General features: G+C 61.5%; 14 protein-coding genes. 6 read left to right on the top strand and 8 right to left on the bottom strand.

The genetic code is table 11. The features are described from left to right. Positions 1-3 precede the first annotated feature (3 nt). The 3 genes from ACQKP1_RS16260 to ACQKP1_RS16250 all read right to left on the bottom strand — a co-directional run bounded on the left by ACQKP1_RS16260 (position 4) and on the right by ACQKP1_RS16250 (position 2,747). Complete coding sequence (locus ACQKP1_RS16260; protein ID WP_427276048.1) at positions 4-1,125, bottom strand: nickel/cobalt transporter; 1,122 nt, start codon at positions 1,123-1,125, stop codon at positions 4-6. Next, entirely contained in the window at positions 1,119-1,763 is a 645-nt protein-coding gene (locus ACQKP1_RS16255) for a DUF1007 family protein (RefSeq protein ID WP_203017615.1), read from the bottom strand. Before ACQKP1_RS16255 ends, ACQKP1_RS16260 begins: the two co-directional genes overlap by 7 nt. Positions 1,764-1,853: 90 nt before the next feature. Further along, the gene (locus ACQKP1_RS16250) at positions 1,854-2,747 is read right to left on the bottom strand and encodes a LysR family transcriptional regulator (RefSeq protein WP_203017613.1); all 894 of its coding nucleotides are present in this window, start codon (positions 2,745-2,747) and stop codon (positions 1,854-1,856) included. A gap of 576 nt (positions 2,748-3,323) precedes the next feature. Here ACQKP1_RS16250 and odc2 point away from each other — a divergent pair. The 3 genes from odc2 to ACQKP1_RS16235 all read left to right on the top strand — a co-directional run bounded on the left by odc2 (position 3,324) and on the right by ACQKP1_RS16235 (position 6,084). Further along, on the top strand, positions 3,324-4,457 hold the full coding sequence (odc2, locus tag ACQKP1_RS16245) for an ornithine/lysine decarboxylase (protein WP_203017612.1): 1,134 nt from the start codon (positions 3,324-3,326) through the stop codon (positions 4,455-4,457). 69 nt (positions 4,458-4,526) lie between these two features. Continuing rightward, entirely contained in the window at positions 4,527-5,123 is a 597-nt protein-coding gene (locus ACQKP1_RS16240) for a GNAT family N-acetyltransferase (protein ID WP_427276047.1), read from the top strand. A gap of 262 nt (positions 5,124-5,385) precedes the next feature. Next, positions 5,386-6,084, top strand: a complete 699-nt coding sequence (locus tag ACQKP1_RS16235) for an OmpW/AlkL family protein (RefSeq protein WP_427276470.1) — start codon at positions 5,386-5,388, stop codon at positions 6,082-6,084. A 139-nt stretch (positions 6,085-6,223) separates the two neighbouring features. Here the strand turns inward: ACQKP1_RS16235 and ACQKP1_RS16230 are convergent, their stop codons facing one another. Further along, positions 6,224-6,874, bottom strand: a complete 651-nt coding sequence (locus tag ACQKP1_RS16230; RefSeq protein WP_246754002.1) for an outer membrane protein — start codon at positions 6,872-6,874, stop codon at positions 6,224-6,226. Between the two features lie 393 nt (positions 6,875-7,267). Between ACQKP1_RS16230 and ACQKP1_RS16225 the strand changes: the two genes are divergently transcribed. Beyond that, complete coding sequence (locus ACQKP1_RS16225; protein WP_427276046.1) at positions 7,268-7,900, top strand: outer membrane protein; 633 nt, start codon at positions 7,268-7,270, stop codon at positions 7,898-7,900. Positions 7,901-7,981: 81 nt separating this feature from the next. Here ACQKP1_RS16225 and ACQKP1_RS16220 read toward each other — a convergent pair whose 3' ends face one another. The 4 genes from ACQKP1_RS16220 to ACQKP1_RS16205 form a co-directional block, all read right to left on the bottom strand. Beyond that, on the bottom strand, positions 7,982-9,817 hold the full coding sequence (locus ACQKP1_RS16220) for a methyl-accepting chemotaxis protein (protein ID WP_427276045.1): 1,836 nt from the start codon (positions 9,815-9,817) through the stop codon (positions 7,982-7,984). A 296-nt stretch (positions 9,818-10,113) separates the two neighbouring features. Further along, positions 10,114-11,100 carry a WD40 repeat domain-containing protein gene (locus tag ACQKP1_RS16215; RefSeq protein WP_427276044.1) on the bottom strand — a complete coding sequence of 329 codons (987 nt, stop codon included), beginning with the start codon at positions 11,098-11,100 and terminating at the stop codon, positions 10,114-10,116. Between the two features lie 74 nt (positions 11,101-11,174). Then, the gene (locus ACQKP1_RS16210; protein WP_427276043.1) at positions 11,175-12,290 is read right to left on the bottom strand and encodes a CobW family GTP-binding protein; all 1,116 of its coding nucleotides are present in this window, start codon (positions 12,288-12,290) and stop codon (positions 11,175-11,177) included. A gap of 93 nt (positions 12,291-12,383) precedes the next feature. Further along, the gene (locus tag ACQKP1_RS16205; protein ID WP_427276042.1) at positions 12,384-13,181 is read right to left on the bottom strand and encodes a creatininase family protein; all 798 of its coding nucleotides are present in this window, start codon (positions 13,179-13,181) and stop codon (positions 12,384-12,386) included. An 89-nt stretch (positions 13,182-13,270) separates the two neighbouring features. Between ACQKP1_RS16205 and ACQKP1_RS16200 the strand changes: the two genes are divergently transcribed. Together ACQKP1_RS16200 and ACQKP1_RS16195 are read left to right on the top strand one after the other, a co-directional pair. Then, the gene (locus ACQKP1_RS16200) at positions 13,271-13,801 is read left to right on the top strand and encodes a MarR family winged helix-turn-helix transcriptional regulator (protein WP_427276041.1); all 531 of its coding nucleotides are present in this window, start codon (positions 13,271-13,273) and stop codon (positions 13,799-13,801) included. A 76-nt stretch (positions 13,802-13,877) separates the two neighbouring features. Continuing rightward, positions 13,878-14,894 (top strand): LacI family DNA-binding transcriptional regulator, encoded by a 1,017-nt coding sequence (locus ACQKP1_RS16195; protein ID WP_427276040.1) that lies wholly within the window; start codon positions 13,878-13,880, stop codon positions 14,892-14,894. Positions 14,895-14,940 lie beyond the last annotated feature (46 nt).

Here is a 14,940-nt window from a genome sequence, read left to right as displayed (position 1 = left end):
CTCTCAGCCGTTCAGGCTTGCTGCCAGTAGAAGGGCGCCGAGCAGGATAACGAGCAGTGCTGCGCCGACTTCGATCGAGCTCGCAACGACGCCCGCGCGGCGCGACCCAGGGCCTGAGAGTTTCAACGCAATGCCTTTGGCGCCGACCGCAAGGCTGGCGAGAATCGAAACGGTAATCGCGGTGCCGAGTGCCATGGCGAAAACCGACAGCACGCCGCCGAGTAGCAAGCCGTTCAGTAGCGAAAAGGTCATCACCAGAAGTGCGCCGGAACATGGCCGCATGCCGACCGCGATGACGGCCGACCAGGCGTCCCGCAGGCTGAAGGCGCTGCCGCCAAGGAGGCTCGGATCGGGCAGATGCGCGATACCGCATTCATGGCAGACGGAACCCGGAGCCAGCGCATCATGGTCATGGGCGACCGCCAGGGCGCGGAAGCGTGAGCCGGTTGTCTCGCCAGTCGAGGTGGTCTCAGTCGGACCGGCAAACAGCGAGGCCGTAACGCTGCCGCCGGAGGACGTGTCGGCACTCTCGAACAGGCTGCCCGTCGTTGCGGCAGCCCTGCTGGTCTGGGCAAAGGATGCCTTCAGCTTGCGCACCAGCAGCCACAGGCCGAAGGCGACGATCATCGCATAGCTGGCAATCTCCAGCGTTCGCGTCGCATCCGTCATGCTGATCGCAGTGCCACGCAGCACGACATAGGCAGTGCCGACGACCGCGATGGCGACGAGGCCCTGCAGGAATGCCGAGACGAAGGAAATCAGGATGCCGCGGCGAAGCTCGATTTCATTGGCGAGCAGGTAGGACGAGATGACCGCCTTGCCATGGCCGGGACCGGCGGCGTGAAAGACCCCGTACAGGAAGGAGAGGCCTACAAGGCTTGTCAGCGCCCACGGATCCTCGCGCATGGCTTTCAGCGCGCCGGTCAGCGATCGGTAAAAGCTCTGCTGGTGGTCGTTGATCCAGACCAGCAGTTGCGCGAAAGGGCCACCCGATGGCTGGTAACTGGGTTCTGCCGTGCCGATGCCGAGAGGGGAGGCGGCATGGGCGAGACCGGCGAGAAGCACGATCGCCAGTGTCACGGCAATGAGCCCTCCAGTGCGTGCGCGGCCGACCGTCCTCAGCATGAGACCTCCATGCGGGTGGCAAACAGCTTGCCCATGTCATTGCCGGTTGGATCGCTGAAAAAGGCCTCCGTGAGGTTGAGCTGGTTCTGGGCAATCACCTCGTCTGGATCGGGGCGGACGACCTTGTGGGTGCAGGCCGCGAAGGCCTTGCCTTCGACCAGCATGTCCTCATCCTTGGCGAAGTCGATTGCCGTGTAGAGCGTCGGATCGTAGACGCCGAAATTCATACGCCCGCCGATCGCGACCGGCGTCTTCGGTTTCGCGACGAAGAAGACGAGCAGCTGATTGTCCTTGAAGTCGACGTTGAAGACCTCTGGTTTGGCGATCTCGCTGGTCGCGCCGTCCTTGGTTATGAAGGTGAAATAGCTGTAATCGCCGAGCGAATCGCGGATCGTGTTGGCAATTTCATTGAGCTCACTGTGGTCGAGCTTCAGGTCGCTGTTCTTGTCGAAGTCCATGAGAACACTCGAGGAGAAGATGTCGTCGAAGCGCCAGACATTGCGCAGTTCCTTCAGCGTGCCGTCATCCGCCGCGACGATCTCGAGCCGTGCCTCGGCGAAGATGTGCGGATGGGAAAGTGCCGGTGTGGCAAAGGCCGTGACCATTGCGGCCGCCCAGTAACCGAGCCTCTTCAGCATGCTCTCAAAAACCCTTCCCGATTTCCCGCTTGAGGGTCCTCCCTGTCCGATGAATGGGACAAAAGTGGGACCCGATGCTGCGCTCACGGCTCAGGAGTAGCGCTTGAACCATGCGTGAAGATAGTCGACGAAGGCGCGTACCTTCGCCGGTAGATAGCGGCGGTGCGGGTAGACGGCATAGATGCCGCGGTCCTTGGCGATGAAATCGTCGAAGAGCGAGACCAGTTCGCCCGATGCCAGATAGGGGCGGGCAATGAAGTCCGGGATCATGGCGACGCCCATGCCAGCCCGCGCGGCGCGCAGGGTCGCCAGCGGGCTGTTGACTTCGATAGGGCCCGAAACGTTGACCGAGATCATGTCGCCATTCGCTTCCATGAAGCGCAGGCTGTTGTGGGAGCGAGAATTGGTATCGATCAGGAAGGGGATGCGCGAGAGTTCGCTGGGATGCGCCAGTGGACCGTTCTCTGCAATGAAGGCCGGTGTGGCGCAGGCATAGATACGGAAGTCGGAGAGCTTGCGGGCGATCATGCCGGAATCATCGAGCTTGGTGATTCGGATGCCGAGATCGAAACCCTCCTCGATCAGGTCAACAAACCTGTCTTCCGCAACGATCTCCAGAGAGATCTGTGGGTTCTCCTTGGCAAAATCGATCAGCGACTGTCCGACATCGGCATCGATGAAGGTGCGGGGAACCGTGACCTTGAGCTTGCCCTTGAGGTCGGCATTGTTCTCGCGCACGAGGTCGGCGAGGTTGTCGATCTCCTTCAGGATGTCAGCGGCGGTGCGAAAATAGGTGTGGCCGGCTTCGGTCAGCGAGAACTGCCGGGTGGTCCGATTGAGCAGGAGCGCGCCGAGTTCATCTTCCAACTCACGGACATATTTGGACAAAAGCGCCTTGGAGCGGCCCGTCTTGCGGGCGGCTGCGGAAAAACCTTCGGCTTCCACCACGTCGATGAAGGCTCTGATGCGCGTCAGCGTGTCCATTTCAGTCCCAATCCCCTCGCGAAGTTGCCGGATTGTGAACAAAGCGCCCGCTTCGTTCAATAGCTACCGCAGAAACGGCGAAAAAACTTCCGCACGGCCTCAAAAAATCTCTTGATTATGACGAGCGCATTTCTTATCTCCGGTTTGCCCAAAGTCGCACGTGCCTGTGGGTGTCCGCCGACCCTCGAACTGGGATTTATCCCTAAGGTGAGGTCATCGGTAAGGTACCTGGAACTAACCCCTCCAGTCGCTATTCCGGCCAACCGGGAAATGCGAGGACATCTTGAAGCAACGACGGTGCGGGCCTTTCTGGTTCTCTGCCGGCTTTCCATCAGCCGGGGTACTGAAGAGGCACACCATCATTGCCGGAAGTGCGGTAGGGTCTCCCTCCAATCCATGGCAGACAAAGCGGATTTATGCGCTCAGGCAAGAGTGCGTTTATCCATCGTTTCGCGCGTCGAGCGTTCGTACGGTACCGGTGTCTCCACCGACTGGTTTCGAGCGATGTCTCGCCGTCCTTTGTCCATCCGAAGCTTGGCCGCTTCGGATACGCTCGGAATTTGGAAGGTTACATCGATGACCACTGCACGCATCCTCGACTTCATCAACACCCGACGTCCCGAAGGTCCCTGCCTCGTGGTCGACCTCGACGTCGTGCGCGACAATTTCGGTGCCTTCCGTCATGCCCTGCCGGACAGCGCCATCTACTACGCAGTCAAGGCGAACCCGGCGCCGGAGATCCTCCAGCTCCTGGCCTCGCTGGGCTCGAACTTCGACTGCGCTTCCGTTGCCGAGATCCAGATGGCACTCGATGCCGGTGCAGATGCCTCGCGCATCTCCTTCGGCAACACCATCAAGAAGGAGCGTGATATTGCGCGTGCCTTCGCTCTCGGTGTCAACCTTTACGCCGTCGACAGCCATGAGGAAGTCGAGAAGATCTCGCGTGCCGCTCCTGGCTCCCGCGTGTTCTGCCGCGTCCTGACGGACGGCGAAGGCGCCGAATGGCCGCTGTCGCGCAAGTTCGGCTGCGTGCCGCAGATGGCCGTCGACGTTCTCGTCTATGCACACCAGCTCGGCCTCGAAAGCTTTGGCGTCTCGTTCCATGTCGGCTCGCAGATGACCAAGGTCGACGCCTGGGACGGCGCCCTTGCCGATGCCAAGCGCGTGTTCGCGTCGCTGGCCAAGCAGGGCATCGTCCTGAAGATGGTCAACATGGGTGGTGGTTTCCCGACCAAGTATCTGCGCGACATCCCGTCAGCAGAGGCTTATGGTCTGGCGATCAAGGCGTCGCTGCGGAAGCACTTCGGCAACAACCTGCCGCAGACCATCATCGAGCCGGGCCGCGGCATGGTCGGCAATGCCGGCGTGATCAAGGCGGAAGTCGTGTTGATCTCGAAGAAGTCGGACAATGACGAGAACCGTTGGGTGTTCCTCGACATCGGTAAGTTCGGCGGTCTCGCCGAAACCATGGACGAAGCGATCCGTTACCCGATCCGCACCGCCCATGACGCCGACGAAATGGCGCCTTGCGTGCTTGCCGGTCCGACCTGCGATTCGGCCGACGTCATGTACGAGAAGAACATGTATCCGCTGCCGATCACGCTTTCGATCGGCGATGAAGTTCTGATCGAGGGCACCGGCGCTTACACCACCACCTATTCGGCGGTGGCGTTCAACGGCTTCGACCCGCTCAAGTCCTACGTCATCTGACGTCTCCCGTGCCGGCAAACCGGCACGGACCCTCACAATTATCGTCATCGCTTGGGATGGGAGGCCAGAATGGCCGCTGTTCTGACCAGCATGCGCGCGCTGTTCGCGCCGTCGCCTGCATTTGTCATCGATCATGAAACGCCGGCCGACGTGGTCGCGCGCGAGGCGCTGCTTGACCGCACCATGGGCCGCGACCGCCGCAAGAAGTCGTCGGAGAAGATCCGCCGCGGTCGTGTTCCGGCCGAAGGGCTGGCACTCGTTGCCCGTGATGGCGCAGGCCACGTGATCGGAACCGTGCGTCTGTGGAATATCGAGGCCGGCGTCAGCCGTGCAGGCCAGGCGGTTGACGCCCTGCTGCTCGGTCCGCTCGCCGTCGACTGCGCCCATGAGGGCAAGGGAATTGGCGCGGCGCTCATGCGGGCAGCGCTTCTCGAAGCGCGCAAGCGCGGCCACGGCGCCGTGCTACTCGTCGGTGATGCCCCTTATTATGAGCGTTTCGGCTTCTTTGCCGACAAGACGCAGCATCTGGTGATGCCGGGTCCGTTTGCCCGTGACCGCTTCCTGGCGCTGGAACTTGTGCATGGCTGGCTCGAAGGAGCTGCCGGCATGGTGGTCGCGTCCGGTCGTAAGCTGTCGCAGCCGACGGACCTGCGCCGCGCAGCCTGATCGAAGGCTCCCAGATGCTCGCTGAAGGGCCCGGCCGCGATTCGCTCGCGCCGGGCCCTTTCCTTTGTCCGCGCAGCAGGCTGGGCTCATGCTGCTTTTTCAATCGTCAACTCTGGCTGTGTCGCGCCGGCCACAGCTTCATAGACGATCGTTGTTTTCCATAATCAAGTGCTAACCTATTGATCTGCCTCAAGCGGCTTTTCTCTCCGGGGCTGCTAGCTGGCGCCGGCTTCAGGCCAGTATCTGTTTCAAGGAGAGAATGATGAGCACCGTCCGGACTGCCTCAACCCGCGCTCTTGCCGCGACCGCCACTTTGCTGCTGCTGACCGCCGCAGCCCCGGCGGCCGACATGGCGCCGCTCATGGACTCGGCACCGGAAGCGGCGACCGAAGCGTTTGCCGCGCCGAGCCCTTGGCAGGTCCGCGTGCGTGGTCTGGGCGTGATCACGAATGATTCGGGGTCCGTGAACGGCGTTGCCGGATCGGATCTGTCCTACAGTGACAGCGTGATCCCCGAACTCGACATCACCTATTACCTCACCGACAATTTCGCCGCCGAACTGATCCTCGGCACGACCTATTCGAACATCTACGGGGAGGGGAGCCTGGCTGCCGTGGGCAAGGTCGGCAAGACCTGGCTTCTGCCGCCGACATTGACGTTGCAATACCACTTCACCGATTTCGGCGCGTTCAAGCCCTATGTCGGTGCCGGCGTCAACTATACCATGTTCTACAGCCAGAAGGGCGATGCGGCGAGCAGCCTTGACGTCGAGAATACCTTCGGCACGGCGCTGCAGGTGGGGGCCGACTACATGATCAACGAGCACTGGGGCGTGAACTTCGACGTCAAGAAGCTGTTCCTGAAGGCGGATTTCGATGCGACCATTGGCGGCACGAACTACTCCGGCAAGGCCAAGCTCGATCCCTGGCTGATCGGCGCGGGTATCACCTATCGGTTCTAAGGGCTTTCAGTCTAAGGCGCACGGAAGGGCAGTCGGCACATGCGATTGCCCTTCTTTCCATGTATGAAACGCATGCTGCTTCCGATCTCGGAAGCCGTGCCTGCCTTTCCTGCGAAGGACAGGCCGCGACAGTGTGTCCTTAGAACTTGACCGCCAAGCCAACGTTCACGGCGTGCTGCTTCAGGCTGACGGCTTCCGTGTCACCCGGAAATGTGACGTCACCAAAGTCGGTGTAGCGATATTCGACCCGGGTAATGATCCGGTCCGTGACGGCGTAGTCAGCGCCAGCGCCGACCGTCCAGCCATGCATGGTCTTGTCTTGCTTTGCCATGACACTGCTCTCACCATTCAGCTCGGTTACGGCGTAACCACCGGCCAGATAGAACAGAGCGCGATCTGCGCCGTAAGCCAGTCGCGCTCTCGCTGCTCCACTCAGTCCGCTCGATATCGTGAAAGTCTGGCCGGAGACGATCGACGTGTCTTGGTTCCAGTCGTATGCCAGTTCAGCTTCGGCACCGAGGAACAGGTTGTTGCCAATTTCAAAATTGTAGCCCGCAAACGCGCCAACGCGTGCACCATCGGCGCTGAGTTCCAGGTCGGACGGCTTCACGTCCGCCCATCCGTAGCCGGTCAGGATACCAGCGTAGCCACCGCTCCATGAGAACTGCGCTGGGACGATCTCCGCGGCCGGTGGTTCGGCGGGGCCACCCATCACCGCGTCTGCGGCGAATGTGGGATTTGCCACAGACATAAGAATGCTGGCGGCGATGAACGATTTTCTGACCATCATATTCCTTCTCCATAAAACAGGCGTCATTTCAGAGCCCGCCTCATAACCGCGCTCAGCCTCCACCGTCTGTGTTGCATGTCACTTTGCGATAGTACCGCAGGAGATTGCGATGTGCGGTTGCTTTTGCCCTGGTGCGCAAAGGGCTCTGCGGCAGCCGGTGTGGCAAAACTCATGCACTCCTCACGCAGTCCTGACAAGAGCTGTCCTTTTTTCCGCCACGAGCGGGAACTATCTTCGCTCTCATCGCTTCTTGGTGCGGGGTCCGGCGCGAAAAATTTCGCACGGGCGGGAACAAATACGCCGGATAGGTTTAGGTGGTTATGTTGTATAATCATCACATACATTAACCAGAGATGGCGTTATAAGCGACCTTGTAACACAGGAGTTAAAAACATGATGAAGAGCATCCTTCTCGGATCTGCCGCCGCTCTGGCGATTTCGGCCTCGGCTTTCGCGGCTGACGCCATCTACGAAGCTCCGGCTGAACCGCCGATGGCTGCCATTGAAACCGCGCCGCAGTTTTCCTGGGCAGGTGGCTATGCAGGTATCCTGACCGGCTACGGCTGGGGTGACGGCGAAACTGCAGGTATCGACGCCAGCTTCGACGGCGCTCGCTTCGGCGGCTTCGTTGGCTACAACTGGGATCTCGGCAACCAGCTCGTTGTTGGTCTCGAAGGCGACCTGAACTACGACTGGAACGACGAAACTGTCGCTACCGTTGGCGATTTCGAATCCGGTCTGAACTGGTCGGCTCGCGCCCGCATGGGTTATGCCATGGACCGCGCGCTGCTTTACGTTGCCGGTGGTTACACGGGCACGAACATCGAAGGCAACACCGCGCTCGGCAGCTTCGACGACACGCTGCATGGCTGGACCATCGGTGGTGGCGTTGACTACGCCCTGACCGACCGCATGTTCACCCGCGTCGAGTACCGCTACAACGACTTCGGCTCTGGCAACCTCGGTGGCACGGACGTCGACTTCAACCAGCACACGGTTAACGTCGGTCTCGCAGTCAAGTTCTGATCAGCCTGATCGTTCGAACGAAGCGCCCGGCCATCCATTTGGATGGCCGGGCGTTTTTTGTTGGGGTGGGACCTCGCCGGCTTACGCGGCCCGATGCTCGATCGTCCTTGGGCTTCCTTCGCGGATCTCCGATCGGCGGTTGAGTTCGAACCTGTTGACCAGGGTCGTCAACAACATCGCGCCTTCTGCCAGGGTATGACCGATGGCCGTGGTTTCCTCGACCATGGCGGCATTCTGCTGCGTCATCTGGTCGATGCTATTGATGGCTTGACTGATTTCCTGAAGACCGGTTGCTTGTTCCCGGGCTGCCGTTGCGATCGCATCGACATTGGTGTCGATCCGGCTGACGAAATCGCCGATCTGGTCGAGTGCGTGGCCGGTTTCGCCGACCAGCTCGACACCGGAAGACACTTCGACGCTCGACTTCTGGATCAGCCCCTTGATGTCGCGTGCAGCGTTTGCCGAGCGCTGCGCCAATTCCCGGACCTCCTGGGCGACGACCGCGAAGCCCTTGCCGGCTTCGCCCGCGCGGGCAGCCTCGACACCGGCGTTCAGCGCCAACAAGTTGGTCTGGAAGGCGATCTCGTCGATCACGCCGATGATCTGGCCGATCTCGGAAGACGCGGTTTCAATCCGCTCCATGGCAGACACGGCGGAGCGAACCACATCTCCCGATGCTACGGCACAGTTTTTCGCTTCTTTCACAAGCTCACGTGTATCGCTGGTGCGCTGAGCCGAAAGCCGTACGGTGGCCGTCACTTGTTCGAGGGCCGCAGACGTTTGCTCAAGCGCTGCTGCCTGCTGCTCCGTACGATTTGCGAGATTGCTGGACGCCTCCCGCATTTCCTGGCTGTTTTCCAGCAGGCGACGGGTCTCTTCCATGACTTTTTCCAGGGTCGTCTGGAAGGTTGCAATCGAATGATTGAAGTCGTGGCGCAGCGGTTCGAATCGCTTGTCGAAGGCTTCGTCCAGGGTCATGCGGATATTGCATTCGGCAAGGCGATGCAGGCCGGCACCCAAGGCTTCGATGACGAAGCGCAGAGCTTCCGCCTCGATCATCCGGTCCTCGTCGCGCAGGGCTCGTTCGTGATCCACTTCGGCGCGGGCCGTTTCGGTCTCTGACTGCAGGCGCTGATTTTCGAGGCCAGCCCGACGGAAGACCTCAACGGCTGCCGCGATGTGACCGATCTCGTCCTTGCGATGTGCATGGGGAACGCTGGCGGAGAAATCGCCGCCTGCCATATTCGTCATAAACTCGGTGATTTCGCCGAGCGGCTTCAGCGCGCGGCGGTGGATGAAGTAGACGCTGCCGAGCGCGGTCGTGATGAGCAGCAGGCCGAGCGTCAGCAGGAGAAGCTCACGGCTGGACGTTTCTGCGGCCGCATAGGATTCGCGACTGACGAGGTAATCGCTCGCCATTGTCACGAGCTGGTTTACGGAGGTCTCGTGATCGTGGAACTCGACCTTGAGTTTCGACAGGATCGGCGTGACAGCGCTGCCATCGGCAGCCGAAAGAGCGGGCTTCAGGTCGTTTTGAAGCGTGCTCCAGTAGCGATCGCCCTTGGCGATGACTTCGTCGTACAGCTTTGCGCGCAGTACGTCTGGCAGGGTGGAGTTCTTCCAGTATTCGCGTCGCTCGTCGTAGAGCGCCTTCAGCAGGTCGAAGCGTGGCACGTTGACCGCTGCAGTGTCGGGATGAACGAAGACCTCGTTGGCCAGCGCGTAGGATTCGATCAGGTACAGCGGCGGGGGAAGGATGTCGGCGATCAGGTCCTTGCCGTCGACGATCTCTTTATAGATCGGACCATTGACCTTGAGCGTCTGCAGCGTTTGTGCGCCCACTCCTGCGACGGCGACGATGCCGGCGGCAAGGGCAAGACCCGCTGCCGTCACCACGATTTTGAGGTTGAGTGTCATTTTGCGTCCGTTTGCAAATCCGCCCGCCGGACAGGCGCATGCGTCTGCGCCTCGGCAGGATGCCGTGGTTGAAGAGGAAATTGGGATGGGCTGCGGAGAATTATTGCAGTCAGACGAGACGCGGCTTTGTTGTCTCTCGCTCGTCCTCCCCGAAAATAGGGAGGCAATTACTACCGCATGGTTAAGGTAAGCGCATGGTGAACGGTATAGTGCGAATTTTCGCAAACTTTACCGCTAGGCGGGATTGTTCCCACGCATACACGCAACTAAAGCGCTTTGAGGTGTTGCATCGGCAATCAGCCGGTGATGTCGACGACGCCACAATCCCCCGCCTCGGAGGCAAAAGCGAGGAGTTTACCTGTGCTGCTCCAGGCAAGCGAGGTCACTGCACCCTTGCCGGGACGACGCAATAGCGCCTCCTTGCCATCGGCGATGCGCACGGCGAGGATCATGCCGTCGATGAACCCGATCGCCAGAACCTCTTCGATCGGGTGGAAGGCTACCTGGGTAACGAGAATGTTGGCGCGGGTGCCGAGTTCGAGCGGGGCCTTGCCCATCGGGCCGTCCTTGCCGGAGAATGGCCAGACGATCGCAGCCGGTGCGCCTGACGAGGCGAGCCACTTGCCCTTCGGGGACCATGACAAGGATTTGACCTTGGCGGGATAGCCGGTCATCCGCATATGACGGGTGTCGGCGGCCTTGCCATCGAGCTTCCAGCCATGCAGCGCCGATTCCTGCATCATGGTGACGACGAAGCGGCCATCGGGCGAGAAGGTCACGCCCGTATGCGCGCCCTTCCAGTCGAGATTGACGGGCGCGCCTGCGGTCCCGACCCAGTGCAGCGTGACGCCGTTATAGCGGGCAACAGCGATGCGCAGGCCCTTGGGCGCGAAATCCACCGCCTCGACGGTGCGTTCCTCGGTGAATTCCTTCGTCGTGCCATCGGCAAGACGCACGAAGGCCGACTTGCCATGGGCATAGGCGACGGCGCCTTGCGGACCGGGTGCGACGACCGAGATCCACTTGCGCGGCACATGGGCAAGTTCGGTGACCGTGCCGTCATGGGCGATGCGGAGCACGCGGCCGTCCTCGCCACCTGTCAGCAGGGTCTGGCTTGCCGGATCCTTGACGCAGGTCAGCAGACCGGCATTCGCCTCCGTGACCTTTTCGCCGCCATCCAGCCGGTGAATGGCACCGCTCGCAGCGGCGAAGACCGGGATGTCACCGAGAAAATGGGTCGAGACAACGTGACCTTCGATATCGAGCGGTGCGACTGTGGGCATACGGACAGGCTTTCTTTCAGGCAGAACGGTTCGGTCAGGCGGAGAAGGGCGCAAGCGCGCCCCGCTCGTTCGGTTCAGGCAGAGGCTTCGCAGGCCTTGAAGCTCGCTTCGAGCTTTTCGCGGTCGAGTTCGCGGCCGATGAAGACGAGGCGGCTTTCGCGCTTCTCGCCTTCCTTCCACGGACGCTGATGGTCGCCTTCGACGATCATGTGCACGCCCTGGACGACATAACGCTCCTCGTCGCCCTTGAAGGCGATGATGCCCTTCAGACGCAGGATGTTCGGCCCTTGCGTCTGGGTCACCTTCTGGATCCAGGGGAAGAAGCGGTCCGGGTTCATCTCGCCGCCGCGCAGCGAGACCGAGGTCACGGTCACGTCGTGGATCGCTGATGGGGCGTTGTGGTCATGGTGGTGATGGCCATGTCCATGGTCGTGATGATGGTGATCTTGTCCGTGATCATGGTCATGATGATCATGGCCGTGGTGATGGTGGTCATGGTCGCAGTCGGGACCGCAGACATGGTCCGGGTCGTCATGGTCGAGGAAATGGGGATCATTTTCGAGCGCGCGCTCAAGATTGAACGCCCCCTGGTCCAACACCTTGGCGAGGTCGACGCCGGAGCGGGTCGTCGAATAGATGCGGGCCGACGGATTGATCGCGCGGACGATATGCTCGATCTGGTGCAACTCGTCATGGCTGACGAGATCGGCCTTGTTGATGACGACCACATCGGCAAAGGCGATCTGGTCTTCGGCTTCGCGGCTGTCCTTCAGGCGCAGCGGCAGGTGCTTGGCATCGACCAGGGCGACCACGGCATCGAGCTCCGTCTTGGAGCGGACGTCGTCATCCATGAAGAAGGTCTGGGCGACCGGGACCGGGTCGGCGAGACCCGTGGTTTCGACGATGATGCCATCGAAGCGGCCGGGACGGCGCATCAGGCCTTCCACGACGCGGATCAGGTCGCCGCGCACGGTGCAGCAGACGCAGCCGTTGTTCATTTCGTAGATTTCTTCATCCGACTCGACGATGAGGTCGTTGTCGATGCCGATTTCGCCGAACTCGTTGACGATGACGGCGTATTTCTTGCCGTGGTTTTCCGACAGGATGCGGTTAAGCAGGGTGGTCTTGCCGGCGCCGAGATAGCCGGTGAGCACGGTGACGGGTGTCGGTTTTACGGATGCTTCGGTCATGAAAGCCTCTGGTGTCAGGGGGTGCCGGGCGGTGCGGCTGTAATGGTGTTACCCCCATATAGGCGTTCCGCCCTGCCAGTTCAAAGGCTTTCGTCAAGCTGTATCTAGGTCTGAGACATCGAACCTGTGCACGTCCTCCAGCAACTCCAGAAGGCCCGCGACCGCATGCGCGAGCAGCTTCTCCCCCCTCTCTGCCGTCGCTGCCGCCGCATTGCCGGCCACGCCCTCAGGGTTGAGGTCCGACATCTTCCAGCCGAAGGCATGGGGGCCGTAGGCGCGCAGGTGCTTGAAACGGGCGGCGAAGTCTGACTGGCGCGACGGGAATGCCCGCGCCTTGGCCATGTCGACCCGACCCGGCGCCAGCGCCAGCATGACGGATGTCTCGATGTCGCCGCCGTGGATGTCGATTGCCTTCGCTTCAGGCGTTATCCAGCCCTCTGGCTGGCCGAAGCGCGTCCAGCTGGTGGCGACCACCAGCATGTTGAAGCGCACTCGTGCTTCGGTTGCGACAATCGTAAGCAGCGGGGAATTGCCGCCATGGGCGTTCATCAGCACCAGCTTGCGAATGCCTTGGCGGTTCAGGTCTTCGGCGATGTCGAGCCAGCGGTTGATCGCCTCGTCGTAGGTGAGCGACCGGCTGCCGTTTACATCCATATGTTCGATCGAATAGCCTACGGGCTCTGCCGGCAGAATGGTGACGGGCAGATGGGACGGCAGCGTACCGGCGACGCGGCGCATGATGCCATCAGCAATGATCGTGTCGGTCTCGAAGGGCAAGTGCGGGCCGTGCTGCTCATGCGCGCCGAGCGGCAGGACGGCAATCCAGTCGCGCCGGTCATCGGCGCGCAGGCTGGGATCATTCTCCGCGAACGATAGGGCGGGTTTCGCCATCTGGTCTAACCTCATCATCTTCGTTATGCATGGCAGCCGTCGCGGCGGATTGCAGTGAGGGCCGCAGCGTTTGTCGACCGGGGAGAGTCATGGCGAAAAAGGACAAGGCCGACAAGGACCGCGGTGAAAAGAAGAAGGGCAAGAAGAAGGAGCCGCCGGCTTCGGGTGTGCTGAGCGGCACCGTGACCCAGGTTGCGCGTGCCTTGCGAACCCGGCTTTCCCATGGGCTTGCCGAAAGCGGGCTCTATCCGGGCCAGGATGGGGTGGTGCAGCTTCTCGCGCAGGACGATGGCCAGACGCCGGGTGCGCTGGCCCACCAGCTCGGCGTCAAGGCGCCGACCATGACCCGCACGATCGGGCGGATGGAGGCGCAGGGTTTCGTCATGCGCCGCACCGACGATCGGGACGGACGCCTGACCAAAGTCTATCTGACGGACGAGGGGCGCGGCAGCGTCGCGCGGATCGCTCAGGCGACGGCTGCCTGCGAGGCTCATGCCCTCCAGGGCCTGTCGGGCAAGGACGTGAAAATCCTGGTCAAGTTGCTGGCGGTCATCGAGGGCAATCTCTCGGGTCAGAGCGGCATGCGGTCAGCTGATCATGCGGACGACGACGGCGATTGAAATCGCCAATTAAATTGTTTAATTAAATCTTTTAAGGGCGATCGAGCGCCCACCGGCCTGCTGCGAGGGAGGAAACGTGGCACAAAAGGTAAAGCTTTCGACCATTGCGGAGACGCTTGGTCTCTCCACGGCGACCATTTCACTTGCCCTGCGTGACAGCCCGCTCGTTGCGGCCGATACCCGCGAGAAAATCAAGGAGCAGGCGCGCGCCCTCGGCTACATCTACAACCGGCGCGCCGCGAGCCTTCGGACATCTCGCTCCGGGATTATCGGTGTTGTCGTGCATGACATCATGAACCCGTTCTACGGAGAGATCCTGAAGGCGATCGAGACAGAGCTCGACCGCAGCCGCCACACGTTCATTCTATCCAATCACTACGATAGCGTCGACAAGCAGCGCATGTTCATCGAGACACTGCTGCAGCTTGGTGGCGACGGGGTGATCATGTCGCCTGCCATCGGTACGCCGCCGGAAGACGTGCTGCTGGCCGAGAACAACGGCATGCCGGCGATCTTCATCGCCCGCTCGATGGATGGGCTCGATGTGCCGATCTATCGCGGCGACGACAGCTACGGCATTTCGCTGGCGACCAACCATCTGATCGGGCTTGGCCATCGCTCGATCGCCATGATCGGCGGCACGGACCAGACATCCACCGGTCGCGACCGTTACCAGGGCTATGTCAACGCGCTGCGCAAGGCGGGTATCGAAGTCGATCCGGGCCTGCGCATTCCGGGGCCCCGCACCAAGCAGGGCGGTTTCGAGGCGGCGGTGAACTTCCTGTCGCTGCCGCAGAAGCCGACGGCTGCCGTCTGCTGGAACGATCTCGTCGCCATCGGGTTGATGAACGGCATTGCCCGTGCCGGTCTCATCCCCGGTCAGGACATCTCGGTCACCGGCTACGACGACCTCGAGGAAGCCTCGATCGCCACGCCATCCCTGACCACCGTGTGGAACGGTCAGGCAGAGGTCGGGCGGCTTGCCGCGCGGGCGCTGCTCGACAAGCTTGCCGGCAGCCACGAGCCTGACGGTATCCACCTGATCAAGCCCGAGATGCGCATTCGCCAATCGACCGGCCCGATCCGTCGGTGATCCCCGAGCCGGCTTCAAGGCCGCTCGTCCATGATCCTCGCCCTTC

It is taken from the genome of Allorhizobium sp. NPDC080224, from assembly GCF_050281005.1.
Lineage (GTDB): Bacteria > Pseudomonadota > Alphaproteobacteria > Rhizobiales > Rhizobiaceae > Allorhizobium.
Note: the sequence above shows the minus strand (reverse complement) of the source record. Positions and strands in the feature narration are given on the sequence as shown.